This is a genomic window from Winogradskyella sp. ECml5-4 (genome assembly GCF_036903175.1).
Classification (GTDB): domain Bacteria; phylum Bacteroidota; class Bacteroidia; order Flavobacteriales; family Flavobacteriaceae; genus Winogradskyella; species Winogradskyella damuponensis.
The window spans coordinates 25,069-44,756 of sequence record NZ_JAYJLF010000015.1 but is presented as its reverse complement, the minus strand read 5'-3'; the positions used below and the strand labels follow the sequence as shown (position 1 = coordinate 44,756).

Below are 19,688 nucleotides of genomic sequence, written 5' to 3'. Positions count from 1 at the left end.
TATTTCAATCATTACTGATGAGATTAATGGAGTTCTGCTAGATATCTAACCCAAAAGTTTGTCGTAAAACTTCAATATTAGGGTTTTTTTCTTTCAATTTCTCGTATTTTTCTAAAGGTGTAAATGCGTATTTTTTTGCTATTTCCTCGTTAACAGTTATGTCTAGCTTAAGATCATAATTAAGCAACCTTTTCTTTAAAAATGCCATTAGCGGAAACTCGGCACGTTGCAATTCAATCTTATTGGTATTATTAGAATAGGTTAAATAAATGGTGGTGCCCTTTAATTTTGGCTGATCCATTTGTAAAATAGAAGCCATAATTTTTTCACCTTTCTTATTCATTTTTTCGGTGTATATTTTCCAAGCTTCGTCTAAGGCTTCTTGTGTAACCGGTTCTTTTGGTAATGCATCTTCATCAATTACGACATCCATTTGACGTAATTGATGTTCTTTCTTTTCTCTTATACTCTTTAAGGATAAACCAGAGGTTGATGATTTTGGTTTGTTAATAGAAATTTTTGGGATCTTAATAACGGGCTCGTTTACAGTTTCCTTAGGTTTTGCTTGTGAGCCTATGGTTGTTTTACGCTCAGGAGTTTTAACTTCTGCTTTAGGTTTTGTAACAGGAATAGGAGTGATGCCTTTGGCTTTAAAATACGAAGGCGGAATTATGAAGTGCCTAAGATTTTTTTTTTCTCCATCAAAAGTGATAGAGGCAAGTTGCATAAGTGTTAACTCAACTAGTAAGCGTTGATTTTTACTGGTTTTGTATTTGAGGTCACAGTCATTAGCTAACCGAATCCCTTCCATAAGAAAACTATGTGATGTTTTCTGTGATTGTTCTTGGTATTTTAGACTAGTGTCTTCACCAACTTCTAATAAAGGAATGGTTGCAGGATTTTTACAAACCATAAGGTCTCTAAAGTGTGAAGCTAAACCAGCAATATAATGGTGCCCGTCAAATCCTTTAGATAGTATGGTATTAAATTGAACTAATAAATCTGGAATCTTATTTTCTAATATTAAATCTGTACTTGTAAAATAGGTTTCGTAATCAAGAACGTTTAAATTCTCAGTAACGGCTTGTCTTGTTAGGTTCTTTCCAGAAAAACTAACTACGCGATCAAAAATAGACAGTGCATCACGCATGGCACCATCTGCTTTTTGAGCAATAATATGAAGTGCGTCATCTTCTGCTGTAATGCCTTGTTCTTTGGCAATATATTTTAAATAGTCTTTAGCATCAGAAACCGTTATACGTTTAAAATCAAAAATCTGACAACGTGATAGTATTGTTGGAATGATTTTATGCTTTTCAGTAGTTGCTAAAATAAAGATACAATGTTTGGGTGGCTCTTCTAATGTTTTTAGAAAGGCATTAAAAGCGGCTTGAGACAACATGTGAACCTCATCAATGATATATACTTTGTATTTACCAACTTGTGGTGGAATACGTACTTGATCTGTAAGTTCTCTTATTTGGTCTACACCGTTATTTGACGCTGCATCTAATTCAAAAATATTGAAAGCAAAGTCTTCGTTTTCACTTGTGTTTTCATCACTATTAATCATTTTAGCCAATATACGAGCGCAAGTTGTTTTACCAACTCCACGAGGACCTGTAAATAATAAGGCTTGAGCTAAATGATTGTTTTCAATAGCATTAAGTAACGTGTTTGTAATAGCCTGCTGGCCCACAACATCCTTAAAGGTTTGTGGTCTGTATTTACGCGCTGATACTACAAAGTGTTCCAAGGTTTATACTGAATTTGCTTTTGCTAACTAATTTTAAAAATCTAGAATACAAATTTAAAAAAAGAAGCTCAATTTAGAGTTTAAATTAAGCTTAGTTTATTTGAGTTATTAACAGTGTACTGATAAAAAAATCTTAAGACTTTATATATTTTAAAAATGTTTTAATGTCTTAAAAAAAAGCCACTTAATTTTAAGTGGCTTTTTTTTAGAATAAAATCTTAGTTACTAACACTGCCAGAACCGGAGATTTTAGTGTCTTTTTTTGTTGGTTGTCCTGAGTATTTTACATCTCCAGAACCTGCTATTTTTACTTTAAGTTCTCCGTTACAAACCACATTTATATCTCCAGAACCAGATATTTTAGCATCTACATTGATGCTTTTTAAATGTTCACCATCAAAGTCTCCTGAACCTGCTACAACAGTGATTAGGTTTTTAGTAGAGCCTTTAAGTTCAATGTCACCAGAGCCAGCAATTCTACTATCTATATGTTGCGCTTCAATATTTAAATCTATATCGCCAGAACCTGCTAAAGCCACATCAAATTCATCTGCTTTTATAGTACCTGAATTTTCAACATCACCAGAACCGGCAAGCGACACAGAATTAATAGATTCATAAGGTATGGTGATAATAATGGTTTGGCTTGGTTTTAGGTTGTATTTTTCTTTAACCTTAACATAGAGTATATTGCTCTTTACTTCGGTTACAATGTAATCCATTAAATTAGAATCTCCTTTAATTGTGATGTTACCTTCTGTACCTTGCACTAATTTAAAATCCATAGATCCTGCAGCTTTTAAGCCGTTATAAGAGTCCGTAGATCTTTTTACGGTTGTAATGTTGCCATCCCCTTTTATTTTTTTCCATTTTTGGGCGTTAGAAGTTGTTACGCATAATACAAATGCGATTACTGTGATTGATTGTAATAGTTTCATGATTTTTTAGTTTTTGATTTGATGTTTATTTTTTATTCCTACAAGTTTGCAGGGCTTTTTATAGTGATTATTCTAAAAACAAAACTTGGTAACTAGTTTATTTTAAAGGTAACACTTCCGTATTCAGAGTCTATCTTAACATTATTTCCAGAATTTTGAGAGCCATAATAACCGTTGTATTTTTTCTCAGTATGGTCAATTTCTTTATTGGTAAAATTAAAACCATCTGATTCTCGTAAGGATGCGAATTCTAATTCGATATTAAAATCAAAGTTGTAATTGGCATCGTGTCCAATTGTAATGCCTGTAAAATCTGCATCAATATCAATATTTTGTGCTTTTGACGCCATTCTATCAATTTTTATTGAGCCGTAGTTGGCATCAATTTTTACATTTTTAAAGACATTTCCTAAACGTAATGTTAGATAATCACCTTTGCCACTAAAATTATTGATATTGTCGGCTTTTAATGAGCCATAATCACAATTATATTCTACATTTTCTGCAACTTCTATAATGGATTTTGTGTAATCTGCTTTTACGATTAAGTTGTTAGTTTTTGCAACTGTAAATCCGCTATAATCGGCTGTTATTTTGCCACTTTTTATGTATTCAAAATAGCAGTTACTGCTGTAGTCAAATCTGATATCGTTATTATCTGCCATCAATTCTTTGGTGGTAATTTTTCCGTAATCGCAATTAATAGTTGCAACACCATTAAGTCTATCTAAGTTAATAGAACCGTAATCTTGATCAAGGTTTACATTATTAGAAATAGGAATTTTTATTACATATTTAATTTCTAACTGAATACTTTTATTTTTTCCCCAATTCCACCAACTACTTTTAGTTTTGCTTATTTTAGTGATAGCAGAAACCAAGTCTTTAGTCACTGAAAAATCAACAGTGATGCCATTTAATCGCTCTTGTACTTTTTCGGTATCATTACCTGTAACTTTAATAAGAATATCAAAGTCTATTCTATTTTCGTTCCAGGTAATAACATCAATACTTCCATAACTATTATCTACTTTTAATGTAGCGTTAGGAGATACATTAAAGGACTTTTTTATGATTTTTTCTTTGCTAGATTTTACAATGTCTTTATTTGTATGTGCTAATACAATACTCGGAAGGAGTAGACATAAAAAGGCTATTTTAAATTGTATGTTTAGGTTCATTTGTATTTGTTTTAAGTTCTTTAATCGTTTCAATTTGTTCTAAAACGGTGTTTAAAATGTCTATTCTATTTTGAAAGTTAGAAATCATCGCATAAATAACACGTTGGTTTTTTCCGCTTTCAGTTAAATCTGTTTTTAAATTTTGATACTCTTTTTCTAAGAGTTGAATTTGCATTAAAGCATCCGAAATAATTTGTTCAGTTAAAGGTGAGCGTGCGTTGTTTAGTTTCTTTAATTCGTTTTCAATAGTAATTGTGAAGAAATCTTGTGTAGCAGACATTTCTGGAGATACACTAGCTAAATCTAAATTTTCTGGCTGATTTTGTAATGTTGCAAATAAACCAAAACAAATAATTATTGATGCTGCAATGGCTAAAAAAGGTTTCCAGTTAAAACGCAATTGTTCTTTAGTTTTGGTTGAAGCCAAATCATTTGCGTTCAATTTATTTAAGAATCTATTTTCATGCCCTTGATTAGGTTCGCTTATATCAAAACGACCCTTTAGGTCATCAAATAAATCATCTATAGTACTCTTTTCCATAGTTTTTTTATTAAGCGGTTTGCATTATTTTTTTACGTAAACTTTCTTTCGCTCTCGAAATCATTGTTCTACAATTGGCATAAGAAATATCCATGATGTCACAGATTTCTTCATAATCATACCCTTCAATTAAGTGTAATGATAATCCTAAACTGTAATTGGGCTTTAAGGTTTTCATTGCGCTCATTATTTGTTTAACTTTTTCATTTTTATGATGGTCTTCATCAATACCTTGATGGTCTTCAACTTTATAAAGGACATTTTCTAAAGGCACTTCATTTTGTTTAACCACTTTATTATAATAGCTAATACTGTTGTTTATAACAATACGTTTTAGCCATGCGCCAAACAAGTTGACGTCTTGTAAAGTGTTTAATTTTGTAAAAGCCGTTAAAAAAGACTCTTGCATAATGTCTTCAGCTTTAAAAGAATCTTTTACAATTCTAATTGCTGTGTTATACATAGCTTTGTTGTATCTGTTGTAAACTTCCAACTGTGCACGTTGGTTTCCAGATTGACAAAGTTGTAATAACTGTTCGATATTTTGATTGGTTGATGTCAAAAAACAATTGCTTTTACTTATAGATGGAGTTTTTTTTTAAGTGTTACAGTTTAAAATGAAAAAAGTTTTATGTCGTTATAAAGGTAATGGCATAACAATTGAAAATATAACAGTGTGAATAACTTTGAATATCTTATAACAAATTGATATTCAGTGTAAAGTTAATTATTAATACATTTAAAATAATGTTGTTCTGTTGATGTTAATGACAGAATGGCTAGAAAATATATATGAAAAAATCAAAATTTTTAAATTTAGACAATCTGTCATTTCAGGATTTCGATGAGAATTCAGAATTAATTCCATTGATGACACCAGAAGATGAAGAGTTAATAAATAACGAATCGTTACCAGAGTCGTTACCAATTTTACCATTGCGAAATACGGTTTTATTTCCTGGTGTAGTTATTCCAATTACAGCAGGACGTGATGCTTCAATTAAATTAATTAATGACGCAAACAAAGGAGGTAAAGTCGTTGGTGTAGTCTCTCAAAAGGATGAGGCGGTAGAAAATCCAACAGCTAAAGACATATACAAAACCGGAACGGTTGCACGTATTTTAAAGGTATTAAAAATGCCAGATGGTAATACCACAGTTATTATTCAAGGTAAAAAACGTTTTTCTATTAACGAAGTAATTTCTGAGAAGCCTTATTTAACGGCAACAATTTCTGATATTCCTGAAGCAAAACCAGCAAAAGCGAATGAAGAATTTAGAGCAATTATAGATTCTATTAAGGATTTATCTTTAGACATTATTAAGGAAAGTCCTAATATTCCGTCTGAGGCAAGTTTTGCAATTAAGAATATTGAAAGCGATTCGTTCTTGGTGAATTTTGTGTCGTCTAACATGAATCTTAGAGTAGAGGAAAAGCAAGAATTGTTAAAGATTAACGATTTAAAGGAGCGTGCACTTCAAACCTTGAAATTCATGAATCTTGAATATCAAAAACTAGAACTTAAAAATGATATTCAGTCTAAGGTTCAGAGTGATATGAACCAACAACAACGTGAGTATTTCTTGCACCAACAAATGAAAACCATTCAAGAAGAATTGGGTGGCGGAGTGTCTTCTGGTGAAGAAATTGAAGATATGAAAGCACGTGCTAAGAAAAAGAAATGGGACGATAAGGTAAAAGAGCATTTTGATAAAGAATTAGCAAAAATGCAACGTATGAATCCTCAGGTTGCCGAGTATTCTATTCAACGTAATTACTTAGACCTATTCTTAGATTTACCATGGAATGAGTTTAGCAAGGATAAATTTGATTTAAAACGAGCACAGAAAATTTTAGACCGTGACCATTTTGGATTAGAAGACGTAAAGAAGAGAATCATTGAGTATTTAGCCGTTTTAAAGCTTAGAAATGATATGAAGTCTCCAATATTATGTCTTTATGGACCTCCAGGTGTTGGTAAAACGTCTTTAGGGAAGTCTGTTGCCGAAGCTTTAGGAAGAGAGTATGTGCGTATTTCATTAGGTGGTTTGCGCGATGAAGCAGAAATTAGAGGCCATAGAAAAACCTATATTGGTGCTATGCCAGGACGAATTATTCAGAGTTTAAAGAAAGCTCAAACGTCTAATCCTGTATTTGTATTAGATGAAATAGATAAATTATCTACAGGTCATCAAGGTGACCCATCTTCTGCTATGTTAGAAGTATTAGATCCCGAACAAAACAATGAATTTTACGATAATTTCCTAGAAATGGGGTATGATTTATCTAAAGTGATGTTTATTGCGACGGCTAATAACATGAATACAATCCAGCCAGCATTAAGAGATCGTATGGAGATTATTAATGTAACAGGCTATACTATTGAAGAAAAAGTAGAGATTGCTAAACGTCATTTACTACCAAAGCAATTAAAAGAACATGGTTTAGACGATAAAGCCTTAAAAATAGCAAAGCCACAACTCGAAAAAATAGTTGAAGGTTATACACGTGAATCTGGCGTTAGAGGTTTAGAAAAGCAAATTGCAAAAATGGTGCGTTATGCAGCAAAAAATATTGCAATGGAAGAAACGTATAACGTTAAGGTTACAAATGAAGATGTTATTGAAATTCTAGGAAGTCCAAGAATGGAGCGCGATAAATACGAAAACAATGATGTTGCAGGTGTTGTAACAGGATTGGCGTGGACAAGCGTAGGTGGAGATATTCTCTTTATTGAATCAATTTTATCTAAAGGAAAAGGAACGCTATCTATTACAGGAAACTTAGGTAAAGTAATGAAGGAGTCTGCTACAATTGCTATGGAATATATTAAGGCAAATGCAGATGAATTTGGTATTAATCCAGAAGTGTTTGAAAAATATAATGTTCACATTCACGTTCCAGAAGGGGCAACTCCTAAAGATGGACCAAGTGCAGGTGTTACTATGTTAACTTCTTTAGTATCTTTGTTTACACAGCGTAAAGTAAAAAAGAGTTTAGCCATGACTGGTGAGATTACATTACGAGGTAAAGTATTACCTGTTGGAGGTATCAAAGAAAAAATATTAGCAGCCAAGCGTGCACGTATTAAAGAGATTTTACTTTGTGAAGATAATAGAAGAGATATAGAGGAGATTAAGCCAGAATATCTGAAAGGATTAACGTTTCATTACGTAACAGATATGAGCGATGTTTTAAAACTGGCGCTTACAAATCAAAAAGTTAAAAATGCGAAAAAGCTTTAAAGTTATTTTATCAGTTGTATTTATTTTAGCAGTAAATATAAGTCTAATAGCACAATCTAAAGTAGAGTATAAAGATGTGCTATTAGACGGAAAACCTGCAAAATTAAATGTTGCAACTGGTGAAATTACTTTAGTAAAAGCTAAAACTGAAAACAATGTAAAAACACCGCTAACGGATGAAACAAAAAAGCAAGACACTATTGTTAAGGCTGTGGATTCCGATTTTCATATTGTTCAACCTAATGAGACTTTATTAGATGTTTCTAAAACATACAAGGTCTCTTTAACCGAACTAAAACGCGCTAATAATTTACAGACAACATTAATAGATAAAGGACAAAGACTTCGTGTGAAAAACTTTGACGCAGTTACAGATCCAACAGTTGAAGTTGAACATAAAACTACTTATGAAAGCAATTCAGAAAGTAACCATTCAAGCATTCATATTGTAGCATTAAATGAAACTTTATACAGTATAGCAAAACGATATAATTTAAAGGTAGAGGATTTAAAAAATCAGAATAACTTACATTCAAATTTAATTAAAGTAGGTCAAAAACTTCGTGTTACTGATTTTAATACATCAAAAGAAGTTAGCGATCTGTCTGTTTGGATTGTGAAAAAAGGAGATAACTTATATCGTATTGCTTTACATAGTGGAACAACTGTAGATGAAATTAAACGTTTAAATGGATTAACAAGCAATACCATTAAAATAGGTCAAAAACTACAGTTAAAATAGAAAACTACAACACTCAAAAAATAAAAAAATCATATCATCGTTTTAAGATAGATTTAGTTATTTTGCAAAATCTATGATTAAGAGGATTACTACCTTATTTTTAATGCTTTCTTCTCTGCCTATGCTCGCGCAATTGGGTGGTGAGGCCACTTATCAATTTTTGAATTTAGTATCCTCACCAAGACAAGCTGCTTTAGGTGGAAAAATCATTACTAACTTTGATCATGATGTTACAGAAGCACTTTACAATCCGGCTTCTATAAATTACCAAATGCACAATCAGTTAGCTGTTAATGTTTCTAGCCATTTAGGAGGAATTACATACGGAACAGCAGCTTATGCTTATACGTGGGACAGACACGTACAAACCTTTCATGCAGGTATTACATATGTTAATTATGGCACTTTTGATGGTTACGATGTTGATGGTAATTCAACAGGGACTTTTAAAGGAAATGAGGCAGCATTATCTGTAGGTTATAATTATAATATTCCGTATACAGATATCTATATTGGAGCCAATGTAAAACTTATAACCTCTGGATTAGAACAATACAGTTCTATTGGTGGTGCGGTAGATTTAGGAGCTATGTATATTAATGAAAAACTCGATTTTCATGCCGCTTTAACTCTTAGAAATATAGGAACGCAGTTTACAACTTATGCAGGTCAAAACGAACCTTTGCCTTTTGAAATTAATTTTGGGATGTCTCAAACCCTAGAAAACGTGCCTCTACGTTGGCATTTAACACTAGAGAATTTACAAAAATGGCCTATTGGAGTCTCTAATCCTGCACGAGCTACTACCGACTTAGATGGCAATCAAACCCAAGAAAAAGTAGGGTTTTTAAATAAAGGGTTAAGACACCTTATATTGGGGGCAGAGTTGTTCCCCGAAGGAGGTTTTAATGTTAGATTAGGTTATAACTTTAGACGAGCAGAAGAATTGCGTATTGTAGATCAAAGAAATTTTTCTGGCCTCTCAGTAGGTATTGGTATTAAATTAAATAATATGCGTTTTAGTTATACGCATGCAAGATATACAAGTGCTTCAAACACTAGTTTTTTTGGACTTCAAATAGATTTAGATGGTCGAAGAAGATAAATTAAATAAATCAACAATGAAAAAGATTGTTATTGCTATAGATGGCTTTTCATCAACAGGAAAAAGTACTGTTGCTAAACAATTAGCAAAAAAACTAAATTATATTTACGTAGATACAGGAGCTATGTATAGAGCTGTAACTTACTTTGGTTTAGAACATGAGTATATCGGAGACGATTTTTTTAAAGAAAAAGAGTTAATAAATAGGCTAGGAGATATTAGTATTACTTTTAAATTTAATAAGGCAGCTGGTTTTGCCGAAGTCTATTTAAATGGTAAAAATATTGAAGCTGATATTAGAACACTTAAAGTTTCTAAATTTGTAAGTCCTGTAGCTACTTTATCTGCTGTACGACGAAAATTGGTAGAACAACAGCAGCTCATGGGAAAAGATAAAGGTATTGTTATGGATGGACGCGATATTGGAACCGTTGTTTTTCCTGATGCCGAATTAAAAATATTTATGACTGCTTCTGCAGAAACTAGAGCCAAACGACGTTATAAAGAATTAACAGATCGTGGCCATGAATTGAGTTATGAAGATGTCTTAGAAAATGTAACCACTAGAGACCATATAGATTCTACACGAGAAGATTCTCCTTTAGTAAAAGCAGAGGATGCCATTGAAATTGATAACTCTGATTTGACCATAGAAGAGCAGTTGGAAACTATTGTGGGTTTGGCAAATGATTTAATACAGTAATAAGAAAAAACTAATCTACCGTTCCTATTATTACCATATTCCTATTGATTGTTGTAGAGTTAATCGTAACCATATCAATAGTATTTGTTTCAAAATTACATTTAAGAATACCATAGTATATCTCTAAATCGGCAGATGAGAATAGATTAATATATTCGTCATGTTTATAGATTGACGTTCCTGAAGGAGTTGCATATCCAAAAAGATTATTATTTGACTTATCGGTAAAAGTTTGATTTGTTATATCTAACTCTACGGGTTTAAAGTCGTTGGTAATATTGTTGTTGTGGTCAAACTGCATTAATGCTATTCTATTGTTATCAATAACAGCTAATTTGCCTCCGTTAATTATAGTGTCGCTGAATTGTAAATTATTAACAAAACTAGTGTTGAGATTTATTTCTAGAAATCCTTCATTTATTGTTGAGATATAAACCTTATCATTTGTATATTCCATAGATGTAATACCATTTTCGTAAAAAGTAATACCAAGGTCTTCTATTTGATAAGTTTCTAAGTCAATTGAAACAATATTTTTAATATTATTATTTAGATATAGATCTTCAGTTAAAATAGCAATTAACTTAGAGCCGTAGGTTGTTAAGCCTGCTATAGCGTTTTCATCACCTATAAGATTTTCAGGTATTTCTAACCGAATTATTTCAGTTGTACCCGTTTGTTTATCAAAAATTAAAAGGTTATTTACAGGTCCTGGATCGTAAAAATATTCAATAGCATAAATTTTATCCTCGGTAGATGTTATTGTTCCTAACCCAAGGAAGGTTCCATCAATTTGTTTGTTAATTGTACCAGTTTGTTCTATGTCACCAGTATTATTACCAATTTCATAAACTTTGCCTAAATCATCAACAACTAACAAGTTATAATCATCTGTTGTGCTATTATTGAGTTCATCACTAGAAGAATCACATGATAGAGCATTTATTAATAAGAATAAAATTAAAAAGGTAGATTTAGGAGAGTTCATTTATTATTTTAATTAAGGAATCCAAGATAACAAAAAAAGCGATAAACACAATGTCTATCGCTTTTTCTATAAATTCTCGTCTTCCTATTATAAATTTGGAATAATTAATTCTTGATCAGGATGAATTACATCTGGATTCTTAAGTAAATCAGAATTAGCAGCAAAGATGTCTTTGTACTTCATAGCATCACCATAATAATGCTTTGCAATTTTTCCTAAAGTTTCACCAGAAGCAACTGTATGTCTTGCATAAACAGATTCATCTGCTACTTTTATGTCGGCCATAATGTCAGAAGGGTCAACACCACCTATTTCTTTAATTTTATCCCAAATTAAGTTTTTTTCGTATTGTGTCGCTGCAGTACCTTTTACTTGTAGTACTCCATCTTTTTCACTAACATCTCCGTTTTGGATGTTTAATTTTTCGCCTAAGTCTAATACACCTTGATATTTTGCTTTAACCATTGTTTTAAGTTTTTAATTGTTAATAGTATTGTAAATATACCAAATTATGTGCCATTTTTTTATGTTTCTAAGCATCATTATGATATACTATTATATAAGACACAAGACTTAAAATAAAGTCACATTATTAGTGTTTGGTTTTCAGAATAATATATAGTACTTTTGCACTCCTTTTTAGCGATGTTAAGAAAAGTAGAAAAGGGATAAGAAAAAATCATAATTAATAACTTCTGTAAATTTTTCGCTAATCTTTCAAAAGATACAGAATACAAATTTTAATTCAGCACATGTCTGAAAAAGAAACAAATCAAGCTGAAGTTGAAGCAACTGAAGCAGTACAAGCTCCAGTAATCTCTGAGGCTCAAGCAAATCCAGAAAAATTCTTAAAAGAGTTCGATTGGCACAATTACGAAGAAGGAATTGAGCAAGTTGCAGACACTAAATTAGAAGAGTTTGAAAAATTAGTATCAGAAAATTTCGTTGACACTTTAGATGACGAAGTAGTAGAAGGTACTGTAATTACAATCACAGATCGTGATGCAATTATTGACATTAACGCAAAGTCTGAAGGTGTAATTTCTCTTAATGAGTTCCGTTACAACCCTAACTTAGCTGTTGGTGACAAAGTTGAAGTATTAATTGATGTGCGTGAAGATGCAACGGGTCAATTAGTATTATCTCACAGAAAAGCGAGAGTAATCAAAGCATGGGATCGTGTAAATAATGCACACGATACTGGCGAAATCGTTAACGGTTTTGTAAAATGTAGAACTAAAGGTGGTATGATTGTAGACGTATTTGGTATAGAAGCTTTCTTACCAGGTTCTCAAATCGATGTGAAGCCTATTAGAGATTACGATCAGTATGTAAATAAAACTATGGAATTTAAAGTTGTGAAAATCAACCACGAATTCAAAAACATAGTAGTTTCTCATAAAGCTTTAATTGAGGCAGATATTGAAGAACAAAAGAAAGAAATCATTGGTCAACTAGAAAAAGGACAAGTATTAGAAGGTATTGTGAAGAACATTACGTCTTATGGTGTGTTTATCGATTTAGGTGGTGTAGATGGTTTAGTTCATATTACAGATTTATCTTGGTCTCGTATCAACCATCCAAATGAGATTGTTGAGTTAGATCAGAAATTAAATGTTGTAATCCTTGATTTTGATGAAAACAAATCAAGAATCCAATTAGGTCTTAAACAATTATCTAAGCATCCTTGGGAAGCTTTAGGTGAAAATGTAAAAGTTGGAGATAAAGTAAAAGGTAAAGTTGTTGTAATCGCTGATTACGGTGCTTTTGTTGAAGTAGAAGAAGGTGTAGAAGGATTAGTTCACGTAAGTGAAATGTCTTGGTCTACGCATTTACGTTCTGCTCAAGATTTCGTATCTGTTGGAGATGAAATCGATGCTGTTATCTTAACTTTAGATAGAGAAGACAGAAAAATGTCTCTTGGTATTAAGCAATTAACACCAGATCCATGGACTGACATCACTACTAAGTATCCTGTAGGTTCTAAGCACACAGGTATTGTACGTAACTTTACAAACTTTGGTGTTTTTGTTGAATTAGAAGAAGGTATCGACGGATTAATTTATATCTCAGATTTATCTTGGACTAAGAAAATTAAGCACCCATCTGAGTTCTGTAACGTAGGTGATACTTTAGACGTAGTTGTATTAGAGTTAGATGTAGACGGACGTAAATTATCTTTAGGTCATAAACAAACTACTGAAAATCCTTGGGACAAGTACGAAACTGAGTTCGCATTAGATACTGTACATAAAGCAGCTATTACAGAGATGGTAGATAAAGGAGCAACAATTGATTTTAACGAAGATATCGTTGCCTTTGTACCAGCACGTCACTTAGAGAAAGAAGATGGTTCTAAACTTGCTAAAGGTGAAGAAGCAGAATTCAAGATCATTGAATTTAATAAAGAATTCAAACGTGTTGTAGCATCTCATACAGCAGTATTTAGAGAAGAAGAAGCTAAAATCGTTAAGCAAGCTGTTAGAAAACAGGAAGCTCAAGCGGCAGAAGCTAAGCCAACTTTAGGTGATGCAAATGATGCTTTACAAGCACTTAAAGATAAAATGGACGGGAAGAAATAATCCCAATTCCTTTGAAAAAAGGAATCTCATTAATCTATAATTTAAAGCCTCTCGATTTTTTCGAGAGGCTTTTTTTTATACCATAGTTTGCTTGTCTATACAGCACACTGCCTTTGCAAGAAAAAAGTATTGTCAACAAAATAATTTATCCTAACTTTGTAAGCCAACAACGTTTGGAAACGATATGAGTCAGAAAGTACTACTTAACTCTAAAGAAGTCAATATTACCCTTCATAGATTGGCTTGTCAACTCATTGAAAATCATGATGATTTTTCTGAAACTGTATTAATTGGTCTTCAACCACGAGGAAAATTTTTAGCAGATCGTTTAGCACAGCTACTCACTGACGATTATAAGATTAAGAATATTCAATTAGGACATTTAGATATCACGTTTTTTAGAGACGATTTTAGAAGAGGAGATAAACCACTAGAAGCTAATACAACCAAAATAGATTTTATAGTCGAAGATAAAAATGTCGTCTTTATTGATGATGTTTTATATACAGGACGAAGTATCAGGTCGGCATTAACAGCAATTCAATCTTTTGGTAGACCCAAAGATATTGAGTTATTAACCTTAATCGATAGGAGGTTTAGCAGACATTTACCAATTCAACCCAATTACAGAGGACGTCAAGTGGATGCAATCGATAATCAGAAAGTTATAGTGAAATGGGTTGAAAATGAAGGAGAAGATGCTGTTTATTTGGTAGATAAGTAAGAAGATGAACTCGAAATCGAACTTGAACTCGAAATCGAACTTGAATTTGAAATCGAACTTGAATTTGAAGTTGAAGTTGAAAAATAAAAATGAAGCGCTAAAGGCCAAAAGCTAATAGCCAAAAGCTAAATAAAGCAAAACAAAATGAGCGAATTAAGTGTCAATCACTTATTAGGAATTAAATATCTTACCAAAGAAGATATAGACCTTATTTTTGAAACTGCAGATCAGTTTAAAGAGGTTATAAATAGACCTATTAAAAAGGTACCATCACTTAGAGATATTACTATTGCGAATCTGTTTTTTGAAAATTCAACACGAACAAAATTGTCTTTTGAGTTGGCCGAAAAACGATTGTCGGCAGACGTTATTAATTTTTCAGCTTCGCAATCTTCAGTTAAAAAAGGAGAAACACTTATAGATACAGTTAATAATATACTTTCAATGAAAGTAGATATGGTAGTAATGCGTCATCCCAATCCTGGAGCAGGTGTGTTTTTATCTAAACATGTTAACGCTAGTATTATTAATGCAGGAGATGGAGCACATGAGCATCCTACACAAGCCTTATTAGATTCGTATTCAATTAGAGAAAAATTAGGAAGTGTTAAAGGTAAGAATGTGGTTATCGTTGGAGATATTTTACATAGTCGTGTCGCGCTTTCAAACATTTATGCCTTACAATTACAAGGAGCTAATGTTATGGTTTGTGGTCCAAAAACCTTGCTTCCAAAATATATTAAAGATTTAGGTGTTAAAGTAGAAACCAATCTTAAAAAAGCGTTAGAGTGGTGCGATGTTGCTAATATGCTACGTGTACAGAACGAACGTATGGATATTAGTTATTTTCCTTCTACAAGAGAATATACACAACAATTTGGAGTTAATAAAGAACTATTAGACAGCTTAGATAAAGAGATTGTAATTATGCACCCTGGACCAATAAACAGAGGAGTAGAAATTACAAGTGATGTTGCAGATTCTAAACAAGCTATTATTTTAAATCAAGTAGAAAATGGAGTAGCGGTTAGGATGGCAGTGATTTATCTTTTAGCGTCTAAAATAAAACAATAAATTATGATTATAGATAGAGATGGTAGTGTTACCATAATAACACAAGAAAAAGCTTCAACTAAAACTTTGGTTAGTAATATAGAAAAAGCTTATGATAAGTATAAAAACTATCATCTTATAGTTAGATTATCAAGTTTAGACAAGGTATCTTTAGAAGAAATTATAGAATTTTTACGTTTAAGTAATAACCACAGAGCCGATAAAAAGAGTTTTGTAGTAGTTTCTGAAAAAGTAGATTTAGATCAAATGCCAGATGAAATTGTTGTAGTACCAACAATGCAAGAAGCATACGATATTATTGAAATGGAAGATATTGAACGTGATTTAGGAATCTAAAAAACGTACAGTCGTTTAGTTGTTATCGCTTATTTTAATAATTCAACAACTTAACAACAAGCAACTTATTAATTAATGAAATTAACAATCCTAGGCTGTCACAGTGCGACGCCACGAACTAATACCAATCCAACATCTCAGGTTTTAGAAATTAAAAATCATATGTTTTTAATTGATTGTGGAGAAGGTACACAAGTAGAGTTGCGACGAAATAGGGTTAAGTTTTCAAGGATTAAGCATATTTTTATTTCGCATCTTCACGGAGATCATTATTTTGGATTAATTGGATTGGTTAATACCTTTAGTCTTTTAACACGAGAAACAGAACTTCATATTTATGGACCAGAAGGATTAAAGGAAGTCATATTACTTCAAATGAAATTATCTGGAGGTTGGACAAAGTACCCACTTGTCTTTCATGAATTAAGTTCAAAAGTCTCAGAATTAATTTTTGAAGATGATAAAGTAGAAGTTTATACGATTCCTCTAAAACATAGAATTTATACCAATGGATTTCTATTTAAAGAGAAAAAAAATGAACGTAAACTAGATATTAATTTAGTAAACGAAGCTAATATTGATACAGCATATTTTAGAAAATTAAAACAAGGATATGATGTTGTTAATGAAGATGGTGTTTTAATTGCTAACGAAAAAGTAACAAAAGATCCCATTTTAGCTAAAAGCTATGCTTATTGCAGTGATACTGTTTATAATGAAGAGATGATTCCCATAATTAAAGACGCAACAGTTTTATATCACGAATCTACTTTTTTAGACAAAAACGAATCGCTCTGTATACCTACAAAACACAGTACTGCAAAACATGCTGCTACTATTGCTAAAAAAGCAAATGTAGAGACATTAATACTGGGACATTATTCTACGCGTTACAGTGGTTATAATGAGTTTAAAGCCGAAGCAAAAACTATTTTTGATAATGTGTTACTAGCTAAAGATGGTAAAACATTTAATTTTGATTAACACGAGTCTTAAATTCCTCTAAATTCATAATCCACTCTATAGCCTCATCTATATTTTTACAGCGTTTTAAACTTTTATTAAAAAATTTCTTTTCTAAAGACGCATTAAGGTAGCTAAAGTTGGAGTAAGTGACAATAGCAGATGCAATAAAGGCATCATAGTCCTTATTAAAATCTACCCAAAGTTGTGGGTCAAAAGAATACGAGTTGTAACGGTTAGCGATATAGCCTATTTTAACACCTTTAGATATAAAGTTACTAAATCTAGAAATTAACTCACTAGCGATATTGTAATCAACATGTATACCTTCGTTAAATTCAGATAATAAAAAATGTTCTGTTATGTATATTGTGCCAAAAGAAAATTCTTCTTTTCTATACTCTATTTGCGTAGAATATTTACTGTCTTCAAACTTCATTTTTGTAATTTAATCCTTAAATTTATAGGGAAAATTGCGATGTAAAAAATAATAGAAGAAGAAAAATTAAAATAAAAACGTAATGAATGCAGACTTAGGCAATTATAGAAAATCTTACGAAAAAGGAGAATTGTTGTTAGATAACGTTCCAGAAAATCCAATTGAATTGTTTAGAGATTGGTTTGTAGAAGTTGATACACATTTTGATATTGAAGAAGCTAATGCTATGACAATTTCTACACTAGGTTTAGATGGTTATCCAAAAAGTAGAGTAGTACTACTTAAAAAATATACGCACGAAGGTTTTATATTCTATACCAATTACAATAGTGAAAAAGGAAAAGCCATTATAGAAAACCCTAATGTTTGTTTATCCTTCTTTTGGCATTCTGCAGAACGACAAATTATTATAAAAGGTAAAGCCGAAAAAATCTCAGAAAATCTAAGTGATGGTTATTTTGAATCACGACCAAGAGGAAGTCAATTAGGAGCTATAGTTTCTAATCAAAGTGAAGTTGTTAAAGATAGAGCCGAACTTGAAAATAAGCTAAAAGCATTAGAGTCTAAGTTTGAAGGTAAAGAAATTGAGCGCCCTAAAAATTGGGGAGGCTTTATAATTAAACCCGTAGAACTAGAGTTTTGGCAAGGCAGACCTAACCGATTGCACGATAGAATTCGTTACCAACTTCAAAATGATTTTAATTGGAAAAAGGAACGTTTAGCTCCTTAGTTTAGTGTTTTAAATAATCGACTAACGGTAGCTTCTTGACGGTCAAATGCGTGATTTTTGATTTTTAAAGTGCGTTTCGTCGATGTTTTACAATAAAAATCGACAAACGACACGCTGTTTGTCGATTTTAACATTTCATTAACAGTTTGACTCGGCTGTGTGGTTAATTTAGTAATCCCAAACCTAAATAACCTACATTATGAAAGCTTTTAAACTCCTGCCTTTATTGGCTATAATTGCAATTTTTAGCTTTACTTCTTGTTCTACAGATACAATGGAGGATAATGCTGTTAATACGATTGAAGTTCCTGTTGCTCCGCAAGCCAAATTAATAGAAATAGAAATTATGGAGCTTATTAATGCTTATAGAATTAATGAAGGATTAAACTCTTTGCAAAATCATGATACTGTAAAAGCGGTAGCTTCTACGCATACAGAATACATGATAGAAGTAGATCATGTATCTCATGATAATTTCTTTTTAAGACAACAGAGCTTACAAGCTTATGCAAGTGCTAATTTGGTTTCAGAAAATGTTGCTTATGGTTTTAATTCTGCAGAGTCTGTAGTAAATGCTTGGTTAAATAGTCCTGGACACAGAGATAATATTAAAGGTGATTATACTGATTTTGATGTTTCTGCTGAACAAGACGAAAATGGAAAATGGTATTTTACTAATATGTTTATCAAGCGATAGGTTGTATTAAACTCACGTTGCTATTTACAATACTTATGTTTTTTCATAAACGACTGTAGCTTTAATAAAAGGCACAGCATATAACTTTTTTTTAAACACCGACTTTCTAGAATTTTTTGACCAATCATTAGATCTAAAACGTGTATATTTTTGTATGCGTATGTAAGAGACTAGGTGTTGTTAAATACATTGCGTTTTTTATTTCAATATAACCAGGTTGAACAGTTGTTATACCTACAAAAATTCCTTTTTCAGTAAAAGGAATGCTTTTGTCTTCAAAAGATAGTTTATAATTCTTCGTATCTTTCTTTGGCTTTATAATTATATTTTCAAAATGTAAAAGCTCACCGGGAAACCCTAAATCATCTATGTTATAAAATGCTAATCTGTAGTAGGTTTGATATGTTTCATAATTATCGTTATTAGAATCTTTATATTTTAAATGCAATTCTACTAGCTTTCCTTTTTTATGTTTTGGGTTGTCTATTAAAATAGCTGTTTCATAACCAAAAGGAACAGAAACCGGAAAAACTTGTTTCCTATTTCCAGACGAAAATTGAGTTTTGTTGTTGCTATATGTTTTTATCTTACTAACTATTAATATTTCATCTAAAGACTCCACCTTTGGAACCAATTGAAAATTTAAGGTATATTCATTTGGTTTAATAAAACGCGAAAGGCTAATTTTTTTACTTTCATAACCAATTAAAGAAACGACTAAAGTATCTTTAGTAGTTGTTTTAGTTAAATCTAAATTGTAAACACCATTTTCATTACTGTAAACACCAATTTTTTTGTCTTTAATAACAAGGTTTACATATGCTAATTTTTCATCAGTAATGCTATCTAAAACACGCCCTTTTAGTGTTTGAGAATGTATAGAAAGCTGTAATAAAAGCAGTATTGATAGCAAAGGATATTTCATATGTTAATATATCAACGT

20 protein-coding genes are annotated in these 19,688 nt (G+C 31.6%); 11 read left to right on the top strand and 9 right to left on the bottom strand.

What is annotated here, in order from left to right; genetic code table 11:
- Positions 1-37: 37 nt before the first annotated feature.
- From dnaX to VDP25_RS14740, 5 genes are all read right to left on the bottom strand, one after another.
- A complete protein-coding gene (gene dnaX, locus VDP25_RS14760) occupies positions 38-1,756 on the bottom strand; it encodes a DNA polymerase III subunit gamma/tau (protein ID WP_334471070.1) in 1,719 nt (572 codons plus the stop codon).
- A 218-nt stretch (positions 1,757-1,974) separates the two neighbouring features.
- The gene (locus tag VDP25_RS14755; protein WP_334471068.1) at positions 1,975-2,694 is read right to left on the bottom strand and encodes a head GIN domain-containing protein; all 720 of its coding nucleotides are present in this window, start codon (positions 2,692-2,694) and stop codon (positions 1,975-1,977) included.
- A gap of 92 nt (positions 2,695-2,786) precedes the next feature.
- Positions 2,787-3,875 carry a hypothetical protein gene (locus VDP25_RS14750; protein WP_334471066.1) on the bottom strand — a complete coding sequence of 363 codons (1,089 nt, stop codon included), beginning with the start codon at positions 3,873-3,875 and terminating at the stop codon, positions 2,787-2,789.
- Positions 3,853-4,416: a hypothetical protein gene (locus VDP25_RS14745; RefSeq protein WP_334471064.1), complete on the bottom strand. Its 564-nt coding sequence runs from the start codon at positions 4,414-4,416 to the stop codon at positions 3,853-3,855. Before VDP25_RS14745 ends, VDP25_RS14750 begins: the two co-directional genes overlap by 23 nt.
- A gap of 10 nt (positions 4,417-4,426) precedes the next feature.
- Positions 4,427-4,978 (bottom strand): RNA polymerase sigma factor, encoded by a 552-nt coding sequence (locus tag VDP25_RS14740; RefSeq protein WP_334471062.1) that lies wholly within the window; start codon positions 4,976-4,978, stop codon positions 4,427-4,429.
- A gap of 230 nt (positions 4,979-5,208) precedes the next feature.
- Between VDP25_RS14740 and lon the strand changes: the two genes are divergently transcribed.
- The 4 genes from lon to cmk all read left to right on the top strand — a co-directional run bounded on the left by lon (position 5,209) and on the right by cmk (position 10,212).
- Positions 5,209-7,662, top strand: coding sequence for an endopeptidase La (gene lon / locus VDP25_RS14735; protein WP_334471060.1), 2,454 nt, complete (start codon positions 5,209-5,211; stop codon positions 7,660-7,662).
- Positions 7,646-8,404 carry a LysM peptidoglycan-binding domain-containing protein gene (locus VDP25_RS14730; RefSeq protein WP_334471058.1) on the top strand — a complete coding sequence of 253 codons (759 nt, stop codon included), beginning with the start codon at positions 7,646-7,648 and terminating at the stop codon, positions 8,402-8,404. Before lon ends, VDP25_RS14730 begins: the two co-directional genes overlap by 17 nt.
- 73 nt (positions 8,405-8,477) lie before the next feature.
- Positions 8,478-9,509, top strand: coding sequence for a type IX secretion system protein PorQ (porQ, locus tag VDP25_RS14725; RefSeq protein WP_334471056.1), 1,032 nt, complete (start codon positions 8,478-8,480; stop codon positions 9,507-9,509).
- Positions 9,510-9,525: 16 nt separating this feature from the next.
- The gene (cmk, locus tag VDP25_RS14720; protein WP_334471054.1) at positions 9,526-10,212 is read left to right on the top strand and encodes a (d)CMP kinase; all 687 of its coding nucleotides are present in this window, start codon (positions 9,526-9,528) and stop codon (positions 10,210-10,212) included.
- A 10-nt stretch (positions 10,213-10,222) separates the two neighbouring features.
- Here the strand turns inward: cmk and VDP25_RS14715 are convergent, their stop codons facing one another.
- Positions 10,223-11,200, bottom strand: coding sequence for a hypothetical protein (locus VDP25_RS14715; RefSeq protein ID WP_334471052.1), 978 nt, complete (start codon positions 11,198-11,200; stop codon positions 10,223-10,225).
- Between the two features lie 87 nt (positions 11,201-11,287).
- A complete protein-coding gene (locus VDP25_RS14710; protein ID WP_334471050.1) occupies positions 11,288-11,665 on the bottom strand; it encodes a LysM peptidoglycan-binding domain-containing protein in 378 nt (125 codons plus the stop codon).
- Between the two features lie 287 nt (positions 11,666-11,952).
- Here VDP25_RS14710 and rpsA point away from each other — a divergent pair, with 287 nt between their 5' ends.
- The 5 genes from rpsA (at position 11,953) to VDP25_RS14685 (ending at position 16,900) form a co-directional block, all read left to right on the top strand.
- On the top strand, positions 11,953-13,782 hold the full coding sequence (gene rpsA, locus VDP25_RS14705; protein ID WP_215924993.1) for a 30S ribosomal protein S1: 1,830 nt from the start codon (positions 11,953-11,955) through the stop codon (positions 13,780-13,782).
- Positions 13,783-13,966: 184 nt separating this feature from the next.
- The gene (gene pyrR, locus VDP25_RS14700) at positions 13,967-14,506 is read left to right on the top strand and encodes a bifunctional pyr operon transcriptional regulator/uracil phosphoribosyltransferase PyrR (protein WP_334471047.1); all 540 of its coding nucleotides are present in this window, start codon (positions 13,967-13,969) and stop codon (positions 14,504-14,506) included.
- 144 nt (positions 14,507-14,650) lie between these two features.
- Positions 14,651-15,580: an aspartate carbamoyltransferase catalytic subunit gene (locus tag VDP25_RS14695; protein ID WP_020897911.1), complete on the top strand. Its 930-nt coding sequence runs from the start codon at positions 14,651-14,653 to the stop codon at positions 15,578-15,580.
- Positions 15,581-15,583: 3 nt separating this feature from the next.
- Positions 15,584-15,916 (top strand): ribonuclease Z, encoded by a 333-nt coding sequence (locus VDP25_RS14690; RefSeq protein WP_215924991.1) that lies wholly within the window; start codon positions 15,584-15,586, stop codon positions 15,914-15,916.
- 75 nt (positions 15,917-15,991) lie between these two features.
- Entirely contained in the window at positions 15,992-16,900 is a 909-nt protein-coding gene (locus tag VDP25_RS14685) for a ribonuclease Z (RefSeq protein ID WP_334471043.1), read from the top strand.
- On the opposite strand, the gene VDP25_RS14680 is transcribed toward VDP25_RS14685, so the two are convergent.
- Positions 16,887-17,318: a hypothetical protein gene (locus VDP25_RS14680; protein WP_334471041.1), complete on the bottom strand. Its 432-nt coding sequence runs from the start codon at positions 17,316-17,318 to the stop codon at positions 16,887-16,889. The genes VDP25_RS14685 and VDP25_RS14680 overlap by 14 nt on opposite strands.
- An 82-nt stretch (positions 17,319-17,400) precedes the next feature.
- Here VDP25_RS14680 and pdxH point away from each other — a divergent pair, with 82 nt between their 5' ends.
- The gene (gene pdxH, locus VDP25_RS14675; protein WP_215924988.1) at positions 17,401-18,048 is read left to right on the top strand and encodes a pyridoxamine 5'-phosphate oxidase; all 648 of its coding nucleotides are present in this window, start codon (positions 17,401-17,403) and stop codon (positions 18,046-18,048) included.
- Positions 18,049-18,247: 199 nt separating this feature from the next.
- Positions 18,248-18,745 (top strand): CAP domain-containing protein, encoded by a 498-nt coding sequence (locus VDP25_RS14670; protein ID WP_334471038.1) that lies wholly within the window; start codon positions 18,248-18,250, stop codon positions 18,743-18,745.
- Between the two features lie 133 nt (positions 18,746-18,878).
- Here VDP25_RS14670 and VDP25_RS14665 read toward each other — a convergent pair whose 3' ends face one another.
- A complete protein-coding gene (locus tag VDP25_RS14665; protein ID WP_334471036.1) occupies positions 18,879-19,670 on the bottom strand; it encodes a carboxypeptidase-like regulatory domain-containing protein in 792 nt (263 codons plus the stop codon).
- Positions 19,671-19,688: the final 18 nt, after the last annotated feature.